Source organism: Microvirga flavescens, assembly GCF_003290125.1.
GTDB lineage: Bacteria > Pseudomonadota > Alphaproteobacteria > Rhizobiales > Beijerinckiaceae > Microvirga > Microvirga flavescens.
The window spans coordinates 203,639-220,258 of sequence record NZ_QMKH01000005.1 but is presented as its reverse complement, the minus strand read 5'-3'; the positions used below and the strand labels follow the sequence as shown (position 1 = coordinate 220,258).

General features: G+C 62.1%; 12 protein-coding genes and 1 riboswitch. Of the genes, 6 read left to right on the top strand and 6 right to left on the bottom strand.

Annotated features, from left to right (window positions below; translation table 11 throughout):
• Positions 1 to 123: 123 nt before the first annotated feature.
• A complete protein-coding gene (gene ggt, locus DQW91_RS11815) occupies positions 124 to 1,833 on the bottom strand; it encodes a gamma-glutamyltransferase (protein WP_245411003.1) in 1,710 nt (569 codons plus the stop codon).
• Positions 1,834 to 2,054: 221 nt separating this feature from the next.
• Between ggt and DQW91_RS11810 the strand changes: the two genes are divergently transcribed.
• Positions 2,055 to 2,312 (top strand): hypothetical protein, encoded by a 258-nt coding sequence (locus DQW91_RS11810; protein WP_112663832.1) that lies wholly within the window; start codon positions 2,055 to 2,057, stop codon positions 2,310 to 2,312.
• Between the two features lie 145 nt (positions 2,313 to 2,457).
• Positions 2,458 to 3,732, top strand: coding sequence for an MFS transporter (locus DQW91_RS11805; RefSeq protein ID WP_112663831.1), 1,275 nt, complete (start codon positions 2,458 to 2,460; stop codon positions 3,730 to 3,732).
• A gap of 44 nt (positions 3,733 to 3,776) precedes the next feature.
• Here the strand turns inward: DQW91_RS11805 and DQW91_RS11800 are convergent, their stop codons facing one another.
• The gene (locus DQW91_RS11800; RefSeq protein ID WP_112663830.1) at positions 3,777 to 4,961 is read right to left on the bottom strand and encodes a transglycosylase SLT domain-containing protein; all 1,185 of its coding nucleotides are present in this window, start codon (positions 4,959 to 4,961) and stop codon (positions 3,777 to 3,779) included.
• 264 nt (positions 4,962 to 5,225) lie between these two features.
• Complete coding sequence (locus DQW91_RS11795; RefSeq protein WP_198411852.1) at positions 5,226 to 7,208, bottom strand: TonB-dependent receptor plug domain-containing protein; 1,983 nt, start codon at positions 7,206 to 7,208, stop codon at positions 5,226 to 5,228.
• A gap of 34 nt (positions 7,209 to 7,242) precedes the next feature.
• Positions 7,243 to 7,462: riboswitch (cobalamin riboswitch) on the bottom strand.
• Positions 7,463 to 7,479: 17 nt separating this feature from the next.
• Between DQW91_RS11795 and DQW91_RS11790 the strand changes: the two genes are divergently transcribed.
• Positions 7,480 to 8,331, top strand: a complete 852-nt coding sequence (locus tag DQW91_RS11790; protein ID WP_245411002.1) for an ABC transporter substrate-binding protein — start codon at positions 7,480 to 7,482, stop codon at positions 8,329 to 8,331.
• Positions 8,332 to 8,458: 127 nt separating this feature from the next.
• Here the strand turns inward: DQW91_RS11790 and cobU are convergent, their stop codons facing one another.
• Both cobU and DQW91_RS11780 read right to left on the bottom strand, forming a co-directional pair.
• On the bottom strand, positions 8,459 to 9,022 hold the full coding sequence (gene cobU / locus DQW91_RS11785; RefSeq protein WP_112663829.1) for a bifunctional adenosylcobinamide kinase/adenosylcobinamide-phosphate guanylyltransferase: 564 nt from the start codon (positions 9,020 to 9,022) through the stop codon (positions 8,459 to 8,461).
• A 29-nt stretch (positions 9,023 to 9,051) separates the two neighbouring features.
• Positions 9,052 to 10,482: a sensor histidine kinase gene (locus DQW91_RS11780; RefSeq protein WP_112663828.1), complete on the bottom strand. Its 1,431-nt coding sequence runs from the start codon at positions 10,480 to 10,482 to the stop codon at positions 9,052 to 9,054.
• Positions 10,483 to 10,682: 200 nt separating this feature from the next.
• On the opposite strand from DQW91_RS11780, the gene DQW91_RS11775 reads away from it, so the two are divergent.
• Positions 10,683 to 11,726: a lysylphosphatidylglycerol synthase domain-containing protein gene (locus DQW91_RS11775; RefSeq protein ID WP_112663827.1), complete on the top strand. Its 1,044-nt coding sequence runs from the start codon at positions 10,683 to 10,685 to the stop codon at positions 11,724 to 11,726.
• A 126-nt stretch (positions 11,727 to 11,852) separates the two neighbouring features.
• Positions 11,853 to 13,142 carry an ATP-binding protein gene (locus tag DQW91_RS11770; RefSeq protein ID WP_245411000.1) on the top strand — a complete coding sequence of 430 codons (1,290 nt, stop codon included), beginning with the start codon at positions 11,853 to 11,855 and terminating at the stop codon, positions 13,140 to 13,142.
• 4 nt (positions 13,143 to 13,146) lie between these two features.
• Here DQW91_RS11770 and DQW91_RS11765 read toward each other — a convergent pair whose 3' ends face one another.
• Positions 13,147 to 15,006, bottom strand: coding sequence for a hybrid sensor histidine kinase/response regulator (locus tag DQW91_RS11765; RefSeq protein ID WP_245410999.1), 1,860 nt, complete (start codon positions 15,004 to 15,006; stop codon positions 13,147 to 13,149).
• Between the two features lie 453 nt (positions 15,007 to 15,459).
• On the opposite strand from DQW91_RS11765, the gene pstS reads away from it, so the two are divergent.
• Positions 15,460 to 16,500 carry a phosphate ABC transporter substrate-binding protein PstS gene (gene pstS / locus DQW91_RS11760; RefSeq protein WP_112663825.1) on the top strand — a complete coding sequence of 347 codons (1,041 nt, stop codon included), beginning with the start codon at positions 15,460 to 15,462 and terminating at the stop codon, positions 16,498 to 16,500.
• The last annotated feature ends 120 nt before the right edge of the window (positions 16,501 to 16,620 follow it).

The window sequence follows — 16,620 nt, the reverse complement described above, 5'->3', positions numbered from 1 at the left end:
CAGAACAAGTGGGCACCGGTTGTTCGCCCGGATCATGCGGCAAATAAAGGAAACAGAGGCTGATCGTGGATCGGCCTCTGGAAACAATCCCCGTGCTGCCACGGGGATTGCTTGATGCTCGTCTTAGTTGCCGATGGCAACCCCTTCGCGGCGGCTATCCGCGCCGCCGATGAGCCCGCCCGGGGTGACGACGATGGCGTGGATGCCGGAATTCTGGTCGATCAGCTTGACCTCGTGGCCCTTCGCTTCAAGCCCCGCTTTCCAGGCCTCCGCTTCGGTTCCAGCCTCAAGCTCCGTCGGGCCGTTGCGGCTGCCGAAATTCGGCAGATCGACGGCGACCTGCGGATCGAGCTTCCAGTCCAGAAGGCCGACCAGCGTCTTGGCCACGTAGTTGATGATGAGGCTGCCGCCCGGAGAGCCGACCACCGCGTAAAGCTTGCCGTTGCCGTCGAGCACGATGGTCGGGGCCATGGAGCTGCGGGGGCGTTTGCCAGCCTCGACCCGGTTCGCCACGGGCTTGCCGTCCTCCAGCGGCGCGAAGGAGAAGTCGGTCAGCTCGTTGTTGAGCAAAAATCCGCTCTTCGTCATGAGCCGTGCGCCGAACCCGTCCTCGATGGTCGTCGTCATGGACACGGCGTTGCCGTTCCTGTCGACGATCGACATGTGGCTCGTGCCGAATTCGATGCCGTCGGACGCGCCCCAGAGGAAGGTTTTCTGGAAGGGCGGGTCGCCAGGCTTGGCTTTACCCATCGACTTTGCAGGGTCGATGAGGGCGGCGCGGCTCTTGATGTACCCGCCATCGGTCAGGCCCTTGGTCGGCACGCTCAGGAAATCCGGATCGGCGACATAGAGCGCGCGATCGGCGAAGGCGAGGCGACCGGCTTCCGCGATCCAATGCGCGGCTTCGGGGCCCGGCTTCAGGGATGCCATGTCCTGGCCCTCGATAATGCCGAGGATCTGCTGCACCGCAATCTGCCCGGAGCTCGGCGGGCCCATGCCGCAGATCTTATAGGTGCGGTAGGGGCCGCAGACCGCAGGGCGTTCCTCGACCTTGTAGGCCTTGAGATCCTCCAGCGTGATGTCGCCCGGGTTGGTGGCGTGTCCGGTGACGGTCGTCACGATGTCGCCGGCGATCTCGCCGGAGTAGAATGCATCCGCGCCGTTCTCGGCGAGCGTCCGCAGCGTGCGCGCGAAGGCCGGGTTCTGGAGAACGGTGCCGACAGCCTTGGGCTTGCCGTCGGCATCATAGAAATAGGCGCGGGCCGTCGGGTCGTTCTGGAGATATTTCTCCTGGGTCAGAAGCCCGTTGAGGCGCGGCGAGATGGTGAAGCCTTCTTCGGCAAGGCGCGCGGCGGGCTCGATCACCTGCTTCCACGGCAACTTGCCCCAGCGCTTGTGCGCAGCCTCCAGAAGCCTCACCGTTCCGGGAACACCGACCGAGCGTCCGCCGACGACGGCGTCGTAGAACTTCATCGGCTTGCCGTCTTGCCCGAGAAAGCGCTCAGGCTTGGCCGCAGCCGGAGCCTTCTCACGTCCGTCGAGGGTCGTCATGGTCGTGCCGTCCCAGAACACCATGAACGCGCCGCCGCCGATGCCGGAGCTTTGCGGTTCGACAAGGTTGAGCACGAGTTGCACTGCCACGGCCGCATCGGCGGCGCTGCCGCCGGCGGCGAGGATCTCGCGCCCGGCCTGCGCCGCGAGAGGATTGGCGGCGGCCACCATGTCCTGCGTCGTCGTGACGAAAGGCTTGGTCGTTCGCCCCGTCGGCGCTTCCGGCGCGGGGGCGAGGGTCTGCGCCGACGCCTGGGGCGCGGACAGACAAAAGATTGTCATGAGACTGAGCCACAATGGGCTCGTTCCGGATTGCTGAATGCTCATCTTGGCGGACCCTCATGTAAATGATTTCGGCAAGCCTGAACCGGCTGGCGCATTATCCTAATCAGGAGAGCCGCCCCTGCGCCATCCCGCCTCAACCTTTGCGCTGCGGGGTCACACTCTTGCCATGTGTTGCCTCTAGTTCTTTCGTATAAGAAGAATAGCCAGGGAGAAGTGTCATGGATTCCTACAACCTTTTCCGAAGCAAATGGCCTGACGGTCTGGTTTGCGCCGTGCCCGAGGCGCGCACGGTGCCTCGGTTCCTGGCCGAGCCTCACTGGGCTTTCGAAGGCCGCGTCGATTCCATGCGCGGCGTGCCGTTCGGCTTCGATTCCAAGGCCGCCGAAACCGGGGTGCGCTTCAACGGGTATTATCTGTTCTCAAGCTTCTCGCGTGGTTCCGCCGACAGGAAAGCATGGCGCGACTGCGCGCCTTAACCGTGCGACCCACGATTTTCCGTTCGTTTCTGCCATCAACCTGAAAAGAGCCGCGGGCCTCGCCGCGGCTCTTGATCTATCTGGCTATCTGCCGTCTCTATGATCGGGACCGGCGCTCCCGACGATTCTTTCTTCGTATTCCATCTTGGGCTCATCTCTCTCCCTTATCTGGACGATTACCGTCGCAACGACGTTGCTGCAGGCGGGAAATGGCCTTCTGCAGGCGCTGCTGCCGCTGCGCATGCAGGCGGAGGGCTTGTCCATTTCGTCCATCGGCCTTGTGGCGGCGGGCTACGGTCTCGGGTTTTCGACCGGCTGCTTCGTGGCTCCCGCATTCATCCGGCGCATCGGCTACATCCGGGCCTTTGCCAGCCTTGCCGCACTGGCCGCGGTTCTCATTCTCGCGATGACGCAGGCGAACTCGACCGGCGCGTGGGTTGTCTTACGAATGCTCAATGGCGCGACGCTCGCCTGCATCTTTACTGTCACGGATGGCTGGATCAGCGCGCGCGCAACCAGCAGCCATCGCGGGCGTACGTTGTCGATCTACATGGTTGCGACGAAGATCGCCCTGATGCTGTCGCCGCTCGGCATCGGCCTTGGTGACATCCGGAGCGATGGCCTGTTCATGATGGTCGCCGCCATGATGTGCCTGTCGCTCCTGCCTATTTCCGCAACGCGCACCGAGGAGCCGCCTCCACCGCTTGGCGTCAAGGTCAAGATCAAGGGGCTTTTCGCCGTTGCGCCGTCCGCCATCGTCGGCGCCTTCGTCGTCGGCCTCGCCAACGGCCCGGTGATCGCCATCACGCCGGTCTTCGGCACGAGCATCGGCCTCAGTCAGGACCAGGCCGCGGCGCTTCTCTTCGCGTTGCAGGCCGGCAGCCTGTTGCTGCAGTGGCCGATGGGCTGGATTTCCGACCGCTTCGACCGGCGTTACGTGATCGGCGGACTGGCCGCGGGCACCACGCTGCTCTCGCTGCTCATTCTTTTCGCCAGCATCTATGCGCCGCCCGGCCTGATCATCTTCACCTTCGCGGCCTGGGGTGGCCTCGCGCTCTGCATCTACTCCGTCTGCGCGGCCCATGCCTGCGATCTTGTGGAGCCGGATCAGATCATTTCGACGGTGAGCAGCCTCCTGTTCTCCTGGGCGGCGGGCGTGACCATCGGTCCGCTTCTCGGCGCGTTCGCGATGGATCGGCTCGGTCCGGGCGGGCTCTTTATTTACTCCGCCGTCGTCATGTCCATCCTGACGGTCTTCATCGCGATCCGCATTCGCATTCAAAGCCGTCCGGCACGGAAGGGCGGTTTCGTCGATATCGCTCCGATCAGTCCCGCGACGGCGGGTCTGAGCACGCGCGCGGAAAGTCAGCCGGATGCCGATGCGGAGGAGAAGAAGCCGGAAGAGGCCAAAGCCGAATGATCATACGAATCCGGCAGGCAAGCCCTCGTTTTTAGTATCGCACTCTAGATGTCGGAGGCCACCGTCCGCTCTTGCTCCCGGGCGAGTGATGTCACGTCTTCGTAGACATCGAGCTTTCTGTCGATCATTCCGTCGATCTTGTCGTAGACTTCGGCGAGCGTCAGCTGACGCGTCTTGCGTCCGGCCTTCTTGAAGAACAGCGTGCGGTTGGCTTTCGCGGCGGCTGGGAACACGCGCGGCGCGCTCTGCTTCGGCTTGTTGTCCACGAGGCGCATGAAGCGGCTCGCGCTGTCCACGCCAAAGAAATGCGCAAAGTAGAATTCCGAGCGAGTGATGGGGCGACCGAGCCTGCTTTCGATCAGGGTGCGATCGCGCTTGGTCATCTCTGCAGCCATGAGCGCGGCGATATAGGCGTTCTTGCGCAATCCGAGAATGTGCTCGCGCATCGCATCGTCCTCGATCGCAAGCTGGCCGTCGGCGGGTTGAATCGCGCCGGCCTGCAACGTCAGTCCGTGCGCAGGGCCGAATTCGCGAATGGCCTGAAGCCATGTGGAGGAGATGAACTGAAACAACCCCGTGGCTGATGATGTTCCAGCCTTCGCGGTGGGGATGAAGCTCGATTCCTTGTCGGCGAGCGCCATCATGTAAACAGGGTCGACACCGACTTTGTCGGCGGCGCGGGTAATCGTATCCACGAGCCAGCGCGGCACACAGCGCCCCTCGAACTGAATGCAGGTTTCCCCGTCGCGCGATACCGCATCGGTGGAGGATGTCCGCTCGATGCCGTTCGGGGCTTTCGAGCGGATAATCTGCATTTGCAGGCCATCGTTTTCGGCGGGCGTGGGAGGAGCGATGCTCTGCAGCGGATCGGGTTCTTTCACCAGGTGAACCGATGCGGGTTCGATTGAGACCGCTCTCGCGGTGAGTTCAGCAAGAGCCATTCCGCCGCGCAGGGCGATACGTGCTGCTGTAAAAGTGTCGTCGACGGTTTCGATGTCGCCGCCATTCTCCTGAAAGAGGGATGCAGGCGCTTTCGCGGACGAAGCGGTCGCGAAAGTCAGTATGACGCTGACGCCGATGCTCGCGGTCAACCGAAGGAGTGTTTGATGATGGGAGAGAGAGTGCTGCCGTTTCGGAAAACGCGCTTGGAGCCAGAGAGCGGTGCCGTTCGATGCGGCATAGGCTGAGGCCTGGCAAGCGTCGTGAGACGCCGTCAGTTCGACAGTCATGCGGAAGAATCCCCAAGGGTGGCCGCGTCGCCGCGAAGCGGGTGTGCGGTCCGTTTTGATTTCAACTCGGGGGATTTCCTGGAGGCGGGATGTGTCCAGAATGGGCCGGTTTGGGTGTGAAACTATGGCAAAGGTGCTGTTGCGACGAACCGCCACCCATCGACGTGAGGCGTTGCGCCGCGCGGCAAATCTGCCCCAAAACGAAAAAAGGCGCCGCGGATATTTCGGTATCCGCGACGCCTTTAAAAGTTCTGTGAGGCCGGTTTACCAGGTGGCGCGCAGGCCCGCATGGAAGGCGCGGCCTGTCGTGCCGTAATTGTAGACATCCTGATAACGGGTATCCGTCAGGTTTTCGGCGCGCGCATAGAGGCTGAACGTCTCGTTGATCTTGTAGTCGGCATAGACATCGAAGCGCGCGTAAGCCTGCAGCTTGTCCTGCTGGCCCGTCGTCGAATAGCGCGTGCCGACGAAAATGATGGCCGGCTCGATGGAAAGCCCTTGTGCCGGCGTGAAGATCAGGCCGAGGCGTCCCTCATCCGCGGGCCGGCGCGCAAGGCGTTGATCGGTTTCACGGTCGAAGGCGTCTGTGTGAGTGTAAACGGCCTTCATGCGAAGGAAGGAGGGCACGATGTCCATGTCCGCCGACAGCTCGACACCTGTGCTGCGCGCGCGGGCGATGTTGAGGTAGCAGCCGAAGGCCTGGTTCGGCGCGCAGGTATCGGGATCGAACGCGAAGTCGATGAGGTTGCGGAAACGGTTGGCGAAGAAGGTCGCCGAGAGCGTCAGCCGATCGTTCATCAAACGCTGATCGACGCCGATGTCGAAGCCGACCGAGCGCTCGGCCTCGAGGTTCGGCGTGCCGTAGCTGGGGTCGAACTGCTGGAACAGGCTCGGCGCCTTCGCGCCCGTGCCGAGGCTCGCGCGCAACGTCATGCCGGTGTTGGCGACATCATAGGCCGCCGTGGTGCGCCAGGTGGCGAAGCTGTCGCCGTTCTCGATATCATCCAGCCGCCCGCCGAAGGTGAGCCGCAGGTTCTCGAAAACCGTGATCTGATGTTGGGCGAAGAGCGAGCGCGTCGTCTGCGCGACGTCGTTTGTCTCCGTGGTCGGTGTCGGAAACGGCACAACATCGCGTGAGGTCGAGACGAGGCTGTCGCGTTCGATCTTCGCGCCGAAGGTCAAAAGGCCGAAGGTGTTGAGATTGAGATCGCCCTGATATTCCGCCGCGATGCTGTCGCCGGTGTAGCCGCTCCGCATCCAGGACGTTGAAAGCGGAAAGCCGAAATAGCTCACGTCGCGGTAATTGCGGTTGGTGCGGGAACCCGACACCGTAAACGTGTTCCGCAGGGCGCGGTCGAACGCATAGGCCGTGAGGCGGGAATGACCCTCGAACAGCCGCTGCTGCGATTGCGAGGGCGTGTCGGGAAAGTCACCGAACGCTGCGTCGTATTGCGCGCCGTTGTAGCTCGCATAACCGCCGAACTCGAGCTCGACATCCGGTGTCAGTTTGATGCCGACGCGGCCCGATGCGCCGAGGCGCTGGGCGCTGTCCGACTCGAGCGGCCAGAGGCGGGTGTTTTCGATGCGTCCGATGCGATAGCCGTAGCGCGAGAAGCCCGCCGTATCGAAGCCGGTCAGCGAGAAGGCATAGGAGAGGCGCTCCGTGCTGCCGGAGACAGCAGCCCTTGCCGCCTTGGTGCCGTAGGAGCCTCCCTCCGCGCTTAACGTGAAGCGCGGCGCGCCTTCACCCTTGCGGGTGATGACATTGATGACGCCGCCGATGGCGTCCGATCCATAAAGGGCGGATTGCGGCCCGCGCAGAACCTCGATGCGCTCGATATCGGTCGCGACGAGATTGGCGAAGTCGAATTCACCCGCAGCGGTGGAGGGATCGTTCACGCGCACGCCGTCGATGAGAACGAGGGTGTGGCGCGCTTCCGCGCCGCGAATGCGAACGGTCGTCACACCGCCGGCGCCGCCGGTCTCCGTTATCGAAAGGCCGGGCACGCGGCGCAGCACCTCGGTGATGCTTCGCGGCGATTCCTTTGCGATCTCCTCCGCCGTGATCACGGAGATGGCGCTGCCCGACTTGGTGATGTCGATAGGCGTGCGCGTTGCCGTCACGACGATTTCATCGAGCGTTGCGGGTTGATTTTGGGAATTGCCGGATTGGGCGTGGGCGATGCCGGACTGGATGGCCCACAGGGAAACGCCCGCTGCGAGAGCGCGAGCCGAAGACTTGAACATAGAGATCTCCTGTCCGCCCCGCCGGCGGAACATGGCGTGAATGGCGACGCAGGCCGGTCTCCTGGCTCGCGGGTCATTGCGGCGATCCGCCTTCCCGTATGCTCTTGCGCTTGCCGCGCTTGGAGCATCAGTGGCATGAAGGATCGCCGCTCGCCGCTTACAGTTGCGGGGGCAGCCACGGAATTGGATGAAACATCCGCACCGTGTTCCCGTTTCACCCCGTTCATCGGGGCACCAACGTCAATGGCGTTTCCTTAGAGGCTCCTCTTCGATGCTGCAACTCCCTATCCAAAGGTTCCTTGCAGGGCTTCTTCTCGCCATGCTGGCTCCAGGGTTCGGCGCGGCCTTGGCTGAGGCGCGCCCGCAAAGGATAGCCTCGATCAATCTCTGCACCGACCAATTGCTTCTGGCTCTGGCGGACCGGGAGCAGATCGTATCCCTGAGCCGCCTCGCGAAAGATCGCTCGATCTCTTTTTTTGCTGATCGGGTCGGCAACATCCCCTTGAATTCCGGAACGGCGGAGGCCGTTCTCTTCAGCAAGGCGGACCTCGTTCTTGCGGGGCCGTTCGGCCAACAGGCGGCGACGGAGCTTCTCCGGCGCCAGGGCTTCGAGGTGCTGACACTCGATCCCTGGCGAAACCTCGAACATGGGCGCGAGCAGGTCCGTGAACTCGCGCGGCGCGTCGGCCACCCCGAGCGAGGTGAGAAACTGATTGCCGAGATCGACGCGGCGCTGGCGCGAACAAAGGACATCGTGCCTTCAGGGCGTAGCGTGCTGGTTTATTATCGCGGTGGTTGGGTGCCGGCGACCGATTCCCTCATGGGCGAAATCCTGCGTCACATGGGGTTCAAACTGCATCAGGAGAAGATCGGCCTGCAGCAGGGCGGCATGACGCGGCTCGAAAACATCGTCTCCGTTCCGCCGGACTACATTTTCGTGGATGAAGGGCTGAGCCGCGCCGTCGATAACGGCTCTGCGCTGTTCATCCATCCTGCTTTGACGAAAGCCGTACCTGCGGGAAAACGCCTTGCCATTGCAGGCAACCTTCCGATCTGCGGCGGCCCATCGACACCCGCCACCATCGAAGCCCTGGGACGGGAAATCAGGGCGAAGGTCCACTGACGAGCGTCTCTAGACTTTGATCGTTTCAAATTGAACCGATCAAAGTCTAATTCTTATTCTTGAGATCGCATGATCCGGGCGAACAACCGGTTCCCACTTGTTCTGATCATGCTCTATCGCGGCGCGCTCACGCCAAGGGCACGTTCAGCGCGGGCGTTGGCTTAATGACCAGCGGGCAGCCGGCAGCGGCAAGGATCACCGTTTCGCAAAGGGCGGCCATGCGCTGGTTGAGGCGGCCTTGCGCATCCCGAAAGGTGCGCCCCAGTTCCGTATCGGGAACGATCCCCTGGCCGACCTCATTCGAGACGAGGATCAGGGGCCCGGATGCGGCGGTGACAGCGGCCTCAAGGTCCGACAGAACGGCGTCGAGGTCATGCGCCGCCAGCATGACGTTGGACAGCCAGAGGGTCAGGCAATCGACGAGGACGACGCGCGATGCGCGTGTCTGCAGGCGTAAGGCATCCGCGAGATGAAGAGGCTCTTCATGCGTCGACCACCTCTCGTCGCGCGTGGTGCGGTGATGGGCGATGCGCTCGCGCATCTCGTCATCCCATGCCTGAGCCGTCGCCACATAAAGCAGCTCGAGACCGCTCTTCTCCGCCAGCTCCTGGGCGATCCGGCTCTTGCCGGAACGGGCGCCTCCCAGCACCAGCACACGGCGTGAGGATGGCGCGATGCTGTGACTGGCCATGTCTCAAAAAGCTCCGATCCTCGAACAGGTCACGGCGCTTTATGGGAAAGGCGGGCGAGCGGCAAGGTCATGCGCACGACAAGACCCTCCGGGCGCCAATCATGTTCGAGGGTGCCGCCCAGTTGTCCGCCGATGCTCCGCTGCGCAAGATGATGGCCGAAACCTTCGAAAGAGGGGGGAGCCGTCACGCCGGGGCCATGCGTTTCCGTCCAGAGCAGGGAGACCGTATCGTTCGCGACGTCCCATCTCACAGAGAGCCTGCCGGTTGGCGTCGAAAGGCAACCATACTTCGCGGCATTGGTCGTCAATTCGTGCAACACGAGGGCGAGGCTCGTGATCGCGTTACCTGCGACCTCGACCTCGGGTCCCCCGACGACGATGCGGTCGCCGCCCTCCTGTTTGTATGGTGCAACGATTGCCTCGATCAGCCGCGCGAAGCTGGTCGCCGTGCGGGGCGGTCCGTATTCCGGGCCGAGGGGTGGGCGGACAATCTCATGGGCCCGCGACAGGGCCGCGAGCCGCCCGCGCAGGGCGTCTGCCATCTGCTGCGGGTCCCGTGCGGTGCGCGCCGTCATCGAAACAAGGCCGCTGGTAATGGCGAAGAGGTTCTTGACCCGATGCGTCAATTCGCGGGTCAGAAGCTGCTGGGCCTCCTGCGCTGCGCGCCGCTCGGTGGCATCGACGCAGATGCCCGACATGGTGACGGCATGGCGGTTCGCGCCCTCTCCGGCAAACGTCACATGCCCGTCCGAGCGGATCCAACGCGTGGTGCCGTCCGGTTTTATGATGCGGAACTCCTCGCAATAATGCCCATCGGACCCTGGAGACTGCGCGGATGCAACGCGGCTTCGCACCCGCGCGCGGTCGTCGGGGTGAATGTTGTCGTAGGTGCTATCGACGAGAATGCCGAGGAGGCTGTCGGACGGCGCGCCGAAAAGCCGGCAGGCTTGCGCATCCCAGGTCACGGTGCGGGTTCCGATGTTGATGCTCCAGGTGCCGAGCTCCGCTGCCTCGAGGGCCAGGCGATGCTGCTCACCGGTCCGGCGAAGGGTTTCCTCGGTTCTTTTCTGTGCTTCGATGTCGGTATAGGTGCCGGACCAGCCGACGATGCCACCCGCGGCGTCCCGCTCGGGAAGGGCGCGGCAGAGGAACCAGGAATACGAACCCTTCGAAGACCTGAGACGAAGTTCCGCCTCGTATTGAGCGCCCGAGGCCACAGCCTGCTTCCAGGCTTTCAGGACGGATTGCGCCTCATCCGGATGAACGGCGTGGATCCACTTCATGCCAAGCGCATCGCGCTCGTCGAGGCCCGTGAACTCGGCCCATTTCCGATTGAGAAAAGTATAGGATCCGTACAGATCGCTCATCCAAACGATCTGCGGCAAGCTGTCCGCGAAGTGAGAAAATCGGGTGTCGTTCTCTGTAACTGCCACGCACGACCTCAAGGTTCTCGGTCCCATGCCTCGGGAGGAGATCCGGACAATTCGACCAGGAAGCGCTACAAATACAACTTTAACCTGTGACTTTCCCTAGTCAAACGGTGGTTCTTGCCTATGGAGGGTTGTATTGGGTGCTGGCCTCTGGCGGATCGGTCCGGGAGTCCTTAGATGCGGGCAGGCGTTGGAGCCGGACAGGTCGAACAAGGTAGCTTTTCTTTCGCATGAACGACACGAGTCCCAATCCGGTTCCTCTGAAGGACGCCGAGACCGCTGACGGCCACGCCTTGCGTGCGCGCCGCCGCTTTGCATGGGTGGGCACCGCCGCCAGCCTTGTGATCTTCGCCGTGTCGGTCGTCGTGCTCTGGCATATCGTTTCAGGCATGGACGTGGCGGAATTGCGCTCGGCCTTCACGGCGGCCAGCGCCCGCCAGATCGGGCTCGCCATCCTCCTGACGATGGTCAGTTACAGCCTTCTCACCTGTTACGATGCTCTGGCGCTCAGGCAGTTGAAGTTGAACGTGCCGTACCGCACGACCGCACTCGCCTCCTTCACCAGTTATGCCGTCAGTTTCACCTTGGGCTTCCCGCTGTTGACGGCGGGGACTGTCCGGTACTGGATCTACGGGGCGAAGGGCGTCGGGCCGGGGCGGATCGCGAGCTTGACGGTTATCGCCGGCGTGACCTTCTGGCTCGGCATGGCGCTCATTCTCGCCTGGAGCATGATCGGCAGTGCGGATGACGTTGCCAATCTCGTCTATTATTCCAATACCCGTTTCAACCAGTTGATCGGCCTTGTTTCGGGCGGGCTGGTGGTTGCCTATCTGGCCTGGGTCTCGTTGCAAAGGCGCATCGTTCGCATTCAAGGCTGGCGGTTGGAGCTGCCGGGCTTCCGGCTGTCCGCCGCACAGATGCTGATCGGAGCAGGCGATGTCTGCGCGGGCGCCGGTGTCCTCTTCGTGCTGCTGCCGGGAGGGCATAATCTCAGCTTCGAGACCTTCCTCGCAGTCTACATCTTTGCCGTGATGTTCGGCGTGGCAAGCCATGCTCCCGGTGGGCTTGGCGTATTCGAAGCGACGATCCTGCTCGCCCTCTCGCAATACCCGCGCGAGCCGGTGCTGGGGGCGCTGCTGCTCTATCGACTCTGTTACTATCTCGTGCCTTTCGTGGCGGCCCTCGCGCTGCTCGGAGCATATGAAATTCGCAACCGATTGCGGGCCGCGCAAAAGTCCCTCGAACCTGACGACATCGATCCTTCATGCGGTTAGGTTATAATAACTTCTTCTTCAGGAGGCCGCCTTCCGGGCGTGCTTTCGCCGAGATTAAGAACGCCGAACGGTTCCGCGCCGCGTGATCTTTCGGCGGGCCGTGTCCAACCGAGTTTCGTTTCCGCCATGATCGCTCCTTTCGCATTCCTTCCTCCAGACAGGTCGGCACGGCGCTCCGGCCTCGGAGCGGCGATCCGTGGAGCGGTGATCACCGGCATTCTCGTTGGCGGGGCCATGGTGTGGCGGGGTCCCGACATCCTCTGGATCGCGCTTGCTGCATTGGGCGCCCTGGTTCTCATCGTTGTCGTGGAAGGCGTCTTGCGACAGGGCGATCACACTGCTCATCGCTACAACGATGGCGCCGGGCATTTCGGGGTGGCCGACACCTTGCTCTCCCACATTCCCGATCCGGTGATCCTGGTCGATCGCCGCGCTATCGTCATCGAAGGAAACGAGGCGGCCAAGGCGCTGCTTCCGGGCCTGCGGACCATGCAGCCGCTCTCCTTTGCGTTGCGCAGTCCTGATGTCTTGGGTGCTATCGACACCGTTCTCGAAACGGGCGAGCCCTTGAAGACCGAGTATTCGGAGCGCGTTCCCGCTGAGCGGGCCTTCGAGGTGCATGCAAGCCCGTTGCAGGACGATGCGCAGCAGGCCGACACGCGCCTCGGCGTCGTCCTCTTCTTTCGCGATCTGACATCCGCGCGGCGGCTCGAACACATGCGCGTCGATTTCGTCGCCAACGCGAGCCACGAATTGCGCACGCCATTGGCATCGCTGCTCGGCTTCATCGAAACCTTGCAGGGACCGGCGCGAAACGATCCCGCCGCGCGCGACCGGTTTCTCGAGGTCATGCGCGAGCAGGCCCAACGCATGACGCGCCTGATCGATGATCTGTTGTCACTTTCCCGAATCGAGCTGCGTGCCCACGTGCCGCCGAGCGCCGCCGTCGATCTTCGCTCCATCGTCACACATATGATCGACACGCTCTCCCCCATCGCGAAAGAGAGCGGCGTGGTGATTGCGGCAGACCTGCCGCCCGAACCAGTCATTGTTCTGGGAGATCGGGATGAGCTTCTCCGCGTGACGGAAAATCTGATCGAGAACGCCGTGAAGTACGGCGAGAGCGGCGGCCGCGTCGATGTTCTTCTCAAAGAGAATGCCGAGCGTTCGCAGGTTGAGTTTTCCGTCAGGGATTACGGCCCGGGCATCGCCCCGGAGCATCTGCCGAGGCTGACGGAACGCTTCTATCGCGCCGATGTAGTGCAAAGCCGCCAGAAGGGCGGAACAGGGCTTGGCCTCGCCATCGTCAAGCACATCGTCAATCGCCATCGCGGGCAATTGACCATCGAGAGCGAAGTCGGGCAGGGGGCTCTCTTCAAGGTGCAGCTGCCGCAGGTGGCGCCGCCCGCGGCATGAGCGCTCACCCGCGCTCGATCATCTCGCGAATGCGCGAAGCGATGGCCTCGATCGGGAACGGCTTCGTAATCATCTCCATGCCAGGCTCGAGGAATCCGGAGGCGATGGCGGCGTTCTCGGCATAGCCTGTGATGAACAGGATCTTCAGACCTGGGCGCTGCTTGCGCGCATGGTCCGCAAGTTGTCGCCCGTTCATGCCTGGCAGGCCGATATCGGTGACGAGTAGATCGATACGGCTTGCGCTCTCGAGGAGCTTCAGCCCGGATGGGCCGTCCGGCGCCTGCAGGGCGCGGTAGCCGAGATCCTGAAGAACGTCGACGATAAGCGCGCGCACCACTGGCTCGTCCTCAACGACAAGAACGATCTCATCGTGCTCGATCTTCGGGGTCGGAAGCTCCGTCACGGGCATTTGCACTGTTTCGGCTGCACCCTGGTAACGCGGGAGGAAAATGCGGACCGATGTTCCTTCGCCGACTTCGGAATTGATGATGACCTGTCCTTCCGATTGCTTGGCGAAGCCATAGACCATCGAAAGCCCGAGGCCCGTGCCTTGGCCTATCGGTTTCGTGGTGAAGAACGGATCGAATGCGCGCGCCACCGTTTCCGGAGGCATGCCTGTTCCCGTATCGGAGACGCAAAGCGTGACATACTCGCCCTGTGCTCTGTCGCGGTGGGTTGAGATGAAACTGCTGTTGAGAACCGTATTGGCGGTGCTAATGGTAAGCTTGCCGCCGTCGGACATGGCGTCCCGCGCGTTGATGACAAGGTTGAGAAGCGCATTCTCAAGCTGGTTGGGGTCACACAGCGTCAGCCACAGGTCTTCCGCACAAGCGAGCTCGACTTCAATGGTCTCGCCTGTCGTGCGTCGCACGAGATCTTCCATCGATGCGACGAGCTGGCTCAAATCTACCGGTTTCGGAGCGAGTGGCTGCCGGCGCGCGAATGCAAGCAGACGATGCGTCAAGGAAGCGGCGCGATTGGCCGAAGACATGGCTGCTGAAATATACCGCTCGATATTTTCGAGTCGCCCTTGCGACATGCGGGTTTCCATCAGCTCCAGGGAGCCAATGATGCCTGTCAGAAGATTGTTGAAGTCGTGTGCGATCCCACCAGTCAGTTGCCCGATCGCTTCCATCTTCTGCGACTGGCGAAGCTGCTCTTCAAGCTCCTTGCGAACGGTGATGTCGCGACCATACGCGTAAAACAAACCACCTTCCGCAATGGTGGTCCAACTGAACTCGCGATAAGATCCGTTTTTATGACGGACGCGCAGATCGATATAGACGATACCATCATGCACGAGAACATCGAAGGCTTTGATGAGTCTCGGCACATCGTCAGGATGGGAAAGGTTCAGATAAGAAAGGCCGAGAAGTTCTTCCGGTTCATACCCGAGAACCTCTGTCCATGCCGGATTGACGCTTAGGTAGATGCTGTTCTCATCGAAAACGCAGAAAAGATCACGCGATACGCGCCACAACGTATCGCGCTCCCGGGTGCGCTCTTCGAACCTGGCTTCCAGCGCATCGGTTTCGGCGCGGGCTTCGGTTACGATGGCGAGTACGCCTCGGGGTATTCCTTCGTCATCCCGAATGGGGCTGAAGTTCAGATCCATCCAAACGTCCTCAGCGACGCCATTGCGGTAGAGAACGAGATGGTGATCTCGGTAAGAGAGCGCTCCACCCGTCAGACCGACATTCATGACATTGCGGTTGAAAGAAGCCAGTTCAGGCCACCCTTCCACCACCGATTTGCCGAGGAGTTCGGGATGCCGTTTGCCCGCCACGACCGAATAGGCGTGATTGTAGATCATGGAGCCGTCCGCACCCCAGAGCACGGCGATTGGGGCGGGAGAGTCCAGCATGAATTCGACGATTAAGCGTAGGCTTTGAGGCCAGCTCTCGATGGCGCCCAGGCTTGTCTTGGACCAATCGAAGGATCGGATCAGCGCCCCAAACTCGCCGCCGTCGCTCGGAAAGTACGCAGTTTCGGTTGTTTGAATGGGAAGATTCATTTTGACAGCGAGTCAGGGGAAGAGGGGAGACATTGATATGATGCCACTTGCAACCTGTACGAGCTTCGACAACGTCCGGCCGATCTCCCTGTGAGAACCTTTGAAAAGAGGATAAATCAATGGTTCGCGGGGTTCAATAACGCCGAACCAATCTTGGGTCCGCGCTGTTGTCATCCAAGTGTCATCCAACCGTCGTAGACCCGACATGGCAAGGGTTTAGCGCTCCTCACCGGAGCGGCATGCCTAACCACAGCGGTCCCGGACTGCCTGCCGCGTCTGTTTGATGATAAAGGGAGACGTTCCGTGAAATTCATGTCCTATGCATTGGTGGCCGGTCTGGCCGTCGCCTCGCTGTCGAGCCCGCTCAAAGCCGCCGAAATCACCGGTGCCGGTGCGACCTTCCCGTTCCCGATCTACGCAAAGTGGGCTGAAGCCTATCAGAAAGAGACGGAAAATCGTCTCAACTACCAGTCCATCGGTTCGAGCGGCGGCATTCGCCAGATCCGCGCCAAGACGGTCGATTTCGGCGCCACCGATGCTCCGCTCAAGGGCGAAGAGCTCGAGAAAGATGGTTTCGTCCAGTTTCCGACGGTCATGGGCGGCGTCGTCGCTGTTTATAACATCGATGGCGTGACTTCCGGCCAGCTCAAGCTGACGGGCGACGTTCTCGCCGACATCTACAACGGCAAGATCACCAAGTGGAACGACCCGAAGATCGCGCAGATCAACGCGGGTGTGAAGCTCTCCGACGCGACGATCACCCCGGTCTACCGCTCCGACGGATCGGGCACCACCAGCGTGTTCACGACCTATCTGTCGCAGGTTTCCGATGCCTGGAAGGCCGGCCCCGGCGTTGGCGCTTCGGTGCAGTGGCCGGCGGGTCAGGGCGGCAAGGGCAACGAGGGCGTTGCCGCGCTCGTGAAGCAGGTGCCGAACTCCATCGGCTACGTGGAATACGCCTACGCCAAGCAGAACGCCATTCCTTATGCGCAGCTCAAGAACAAGAACGGCAAGTTCGTTTCTCCTGAGTCCAAGACGTTCCAGGCTGCCGCCGCCGGCGCCGACTGGAAGGCCGCCCCGGGCTTTGGCATCTCGCTCACCAACCAGGCGGGCGACGATGCCTGGCCGATCACGGCTCCGACCTTCATCCTCGTCTACAAGAACCCGGAGAAGCCGGAGCAGGTGGCCGAGGCCCTGAAGTTCTTCAACTGGGCCTTCAACAAGGGTGACAATCAGGCGGTCGAGCTCGACTACGTGCCGCTTCCCGCCGCCGTGAAGGATCAGGTCCGCGCCAGCTGGGCCGAGATCAAGGACAAGGCGGGTCAGCCGGTCTTCAAGAAGTAATTTGAGAAAGGGCGCGGCTCCTCTCGGGGCCGCGCCTTCTCAAAAGCGTATCGGCTTTGCATGGACGGCGCTGCCTTTTCGTGGCCCAACCATGCTCTAGATCCCACGGGAGTGATCGGC

Excerpts from the sequence above, each read along its gene's own strand:
- DQW91_RS11810 (WP_112663832.1), top strand. The coding sequence starts at position 2,055 with ATGGATTCCTACAACCTTTTCCGAAGCAAATGGCCTGACGGTCTGGTT.
- ggt (WP_245411003.1), bottom strand. The coding sequence starts at position 1,833 with ATGACAATCTTTTGTCTGTCCGCGCCCCAGGCGTCGGCGCAGACCCTC.
- DQW91_RS11775 (WP_112663827.1), top strand. The coding sequence starts at position 10,683 with ATGAACGACACGAGTCCCAATCCGGTTCCTCTGAAGGACGCCGAGACC.
- DQW91_RS11780 (WP_112663828.1), bottom strand. The coding sequence starts at position 10,482 with ATGGGACCGAGAACCTTGAGGTCGTGCGTGGCAGTTACAGAGAACGAC.
- DQW91_RS11795 (WP_198411852.1), bottom strand. The coding sequence starts at position 7,208 with ATGTTCAAGTCTTCGGCTCGCGCTCTCGCAGCGGGCGTTTCCCTGTGG.
- DQW91_RS11765 (WP_245410999.1), bottom strand. The coding sequence starts at position 15,006 with ATGCTGGACTCTCCCGCCCCAATCGCCGTGCTCTGGGGTGCGGACGGC.
- DQW91_RS11770 (WP_245411000.1), top strand. The coding sequence starts at position 11,853 with ATGATCGCTCCTTTCGCATTCCTTCCTCCAGACAGGTCGGCACGGCGC.
- DQW91_RS11790 (WP_245411002.1), top strand. The coding sequence starts at position 7,480 with ATGCTGCAACTCCCTATCCAAAGGTTCCTTGCAGGGCTTCTTCTCGCC.
- DQW91_RS11800 (WP_112663830.1), bottom strand. The coding sequence starts at position 4,961 with ATGACTGTCGAACTGACGGCGTCTCACGACGCTTGCCAGGCCTCAGCC.
- cobU (WP_112663829.1), bottom strand. The coding sequence starts at position 9,022 with ATGGCCAGTCACAGCATCGCGCCATCCTCACGCCGTGTGCTGGTGCTG.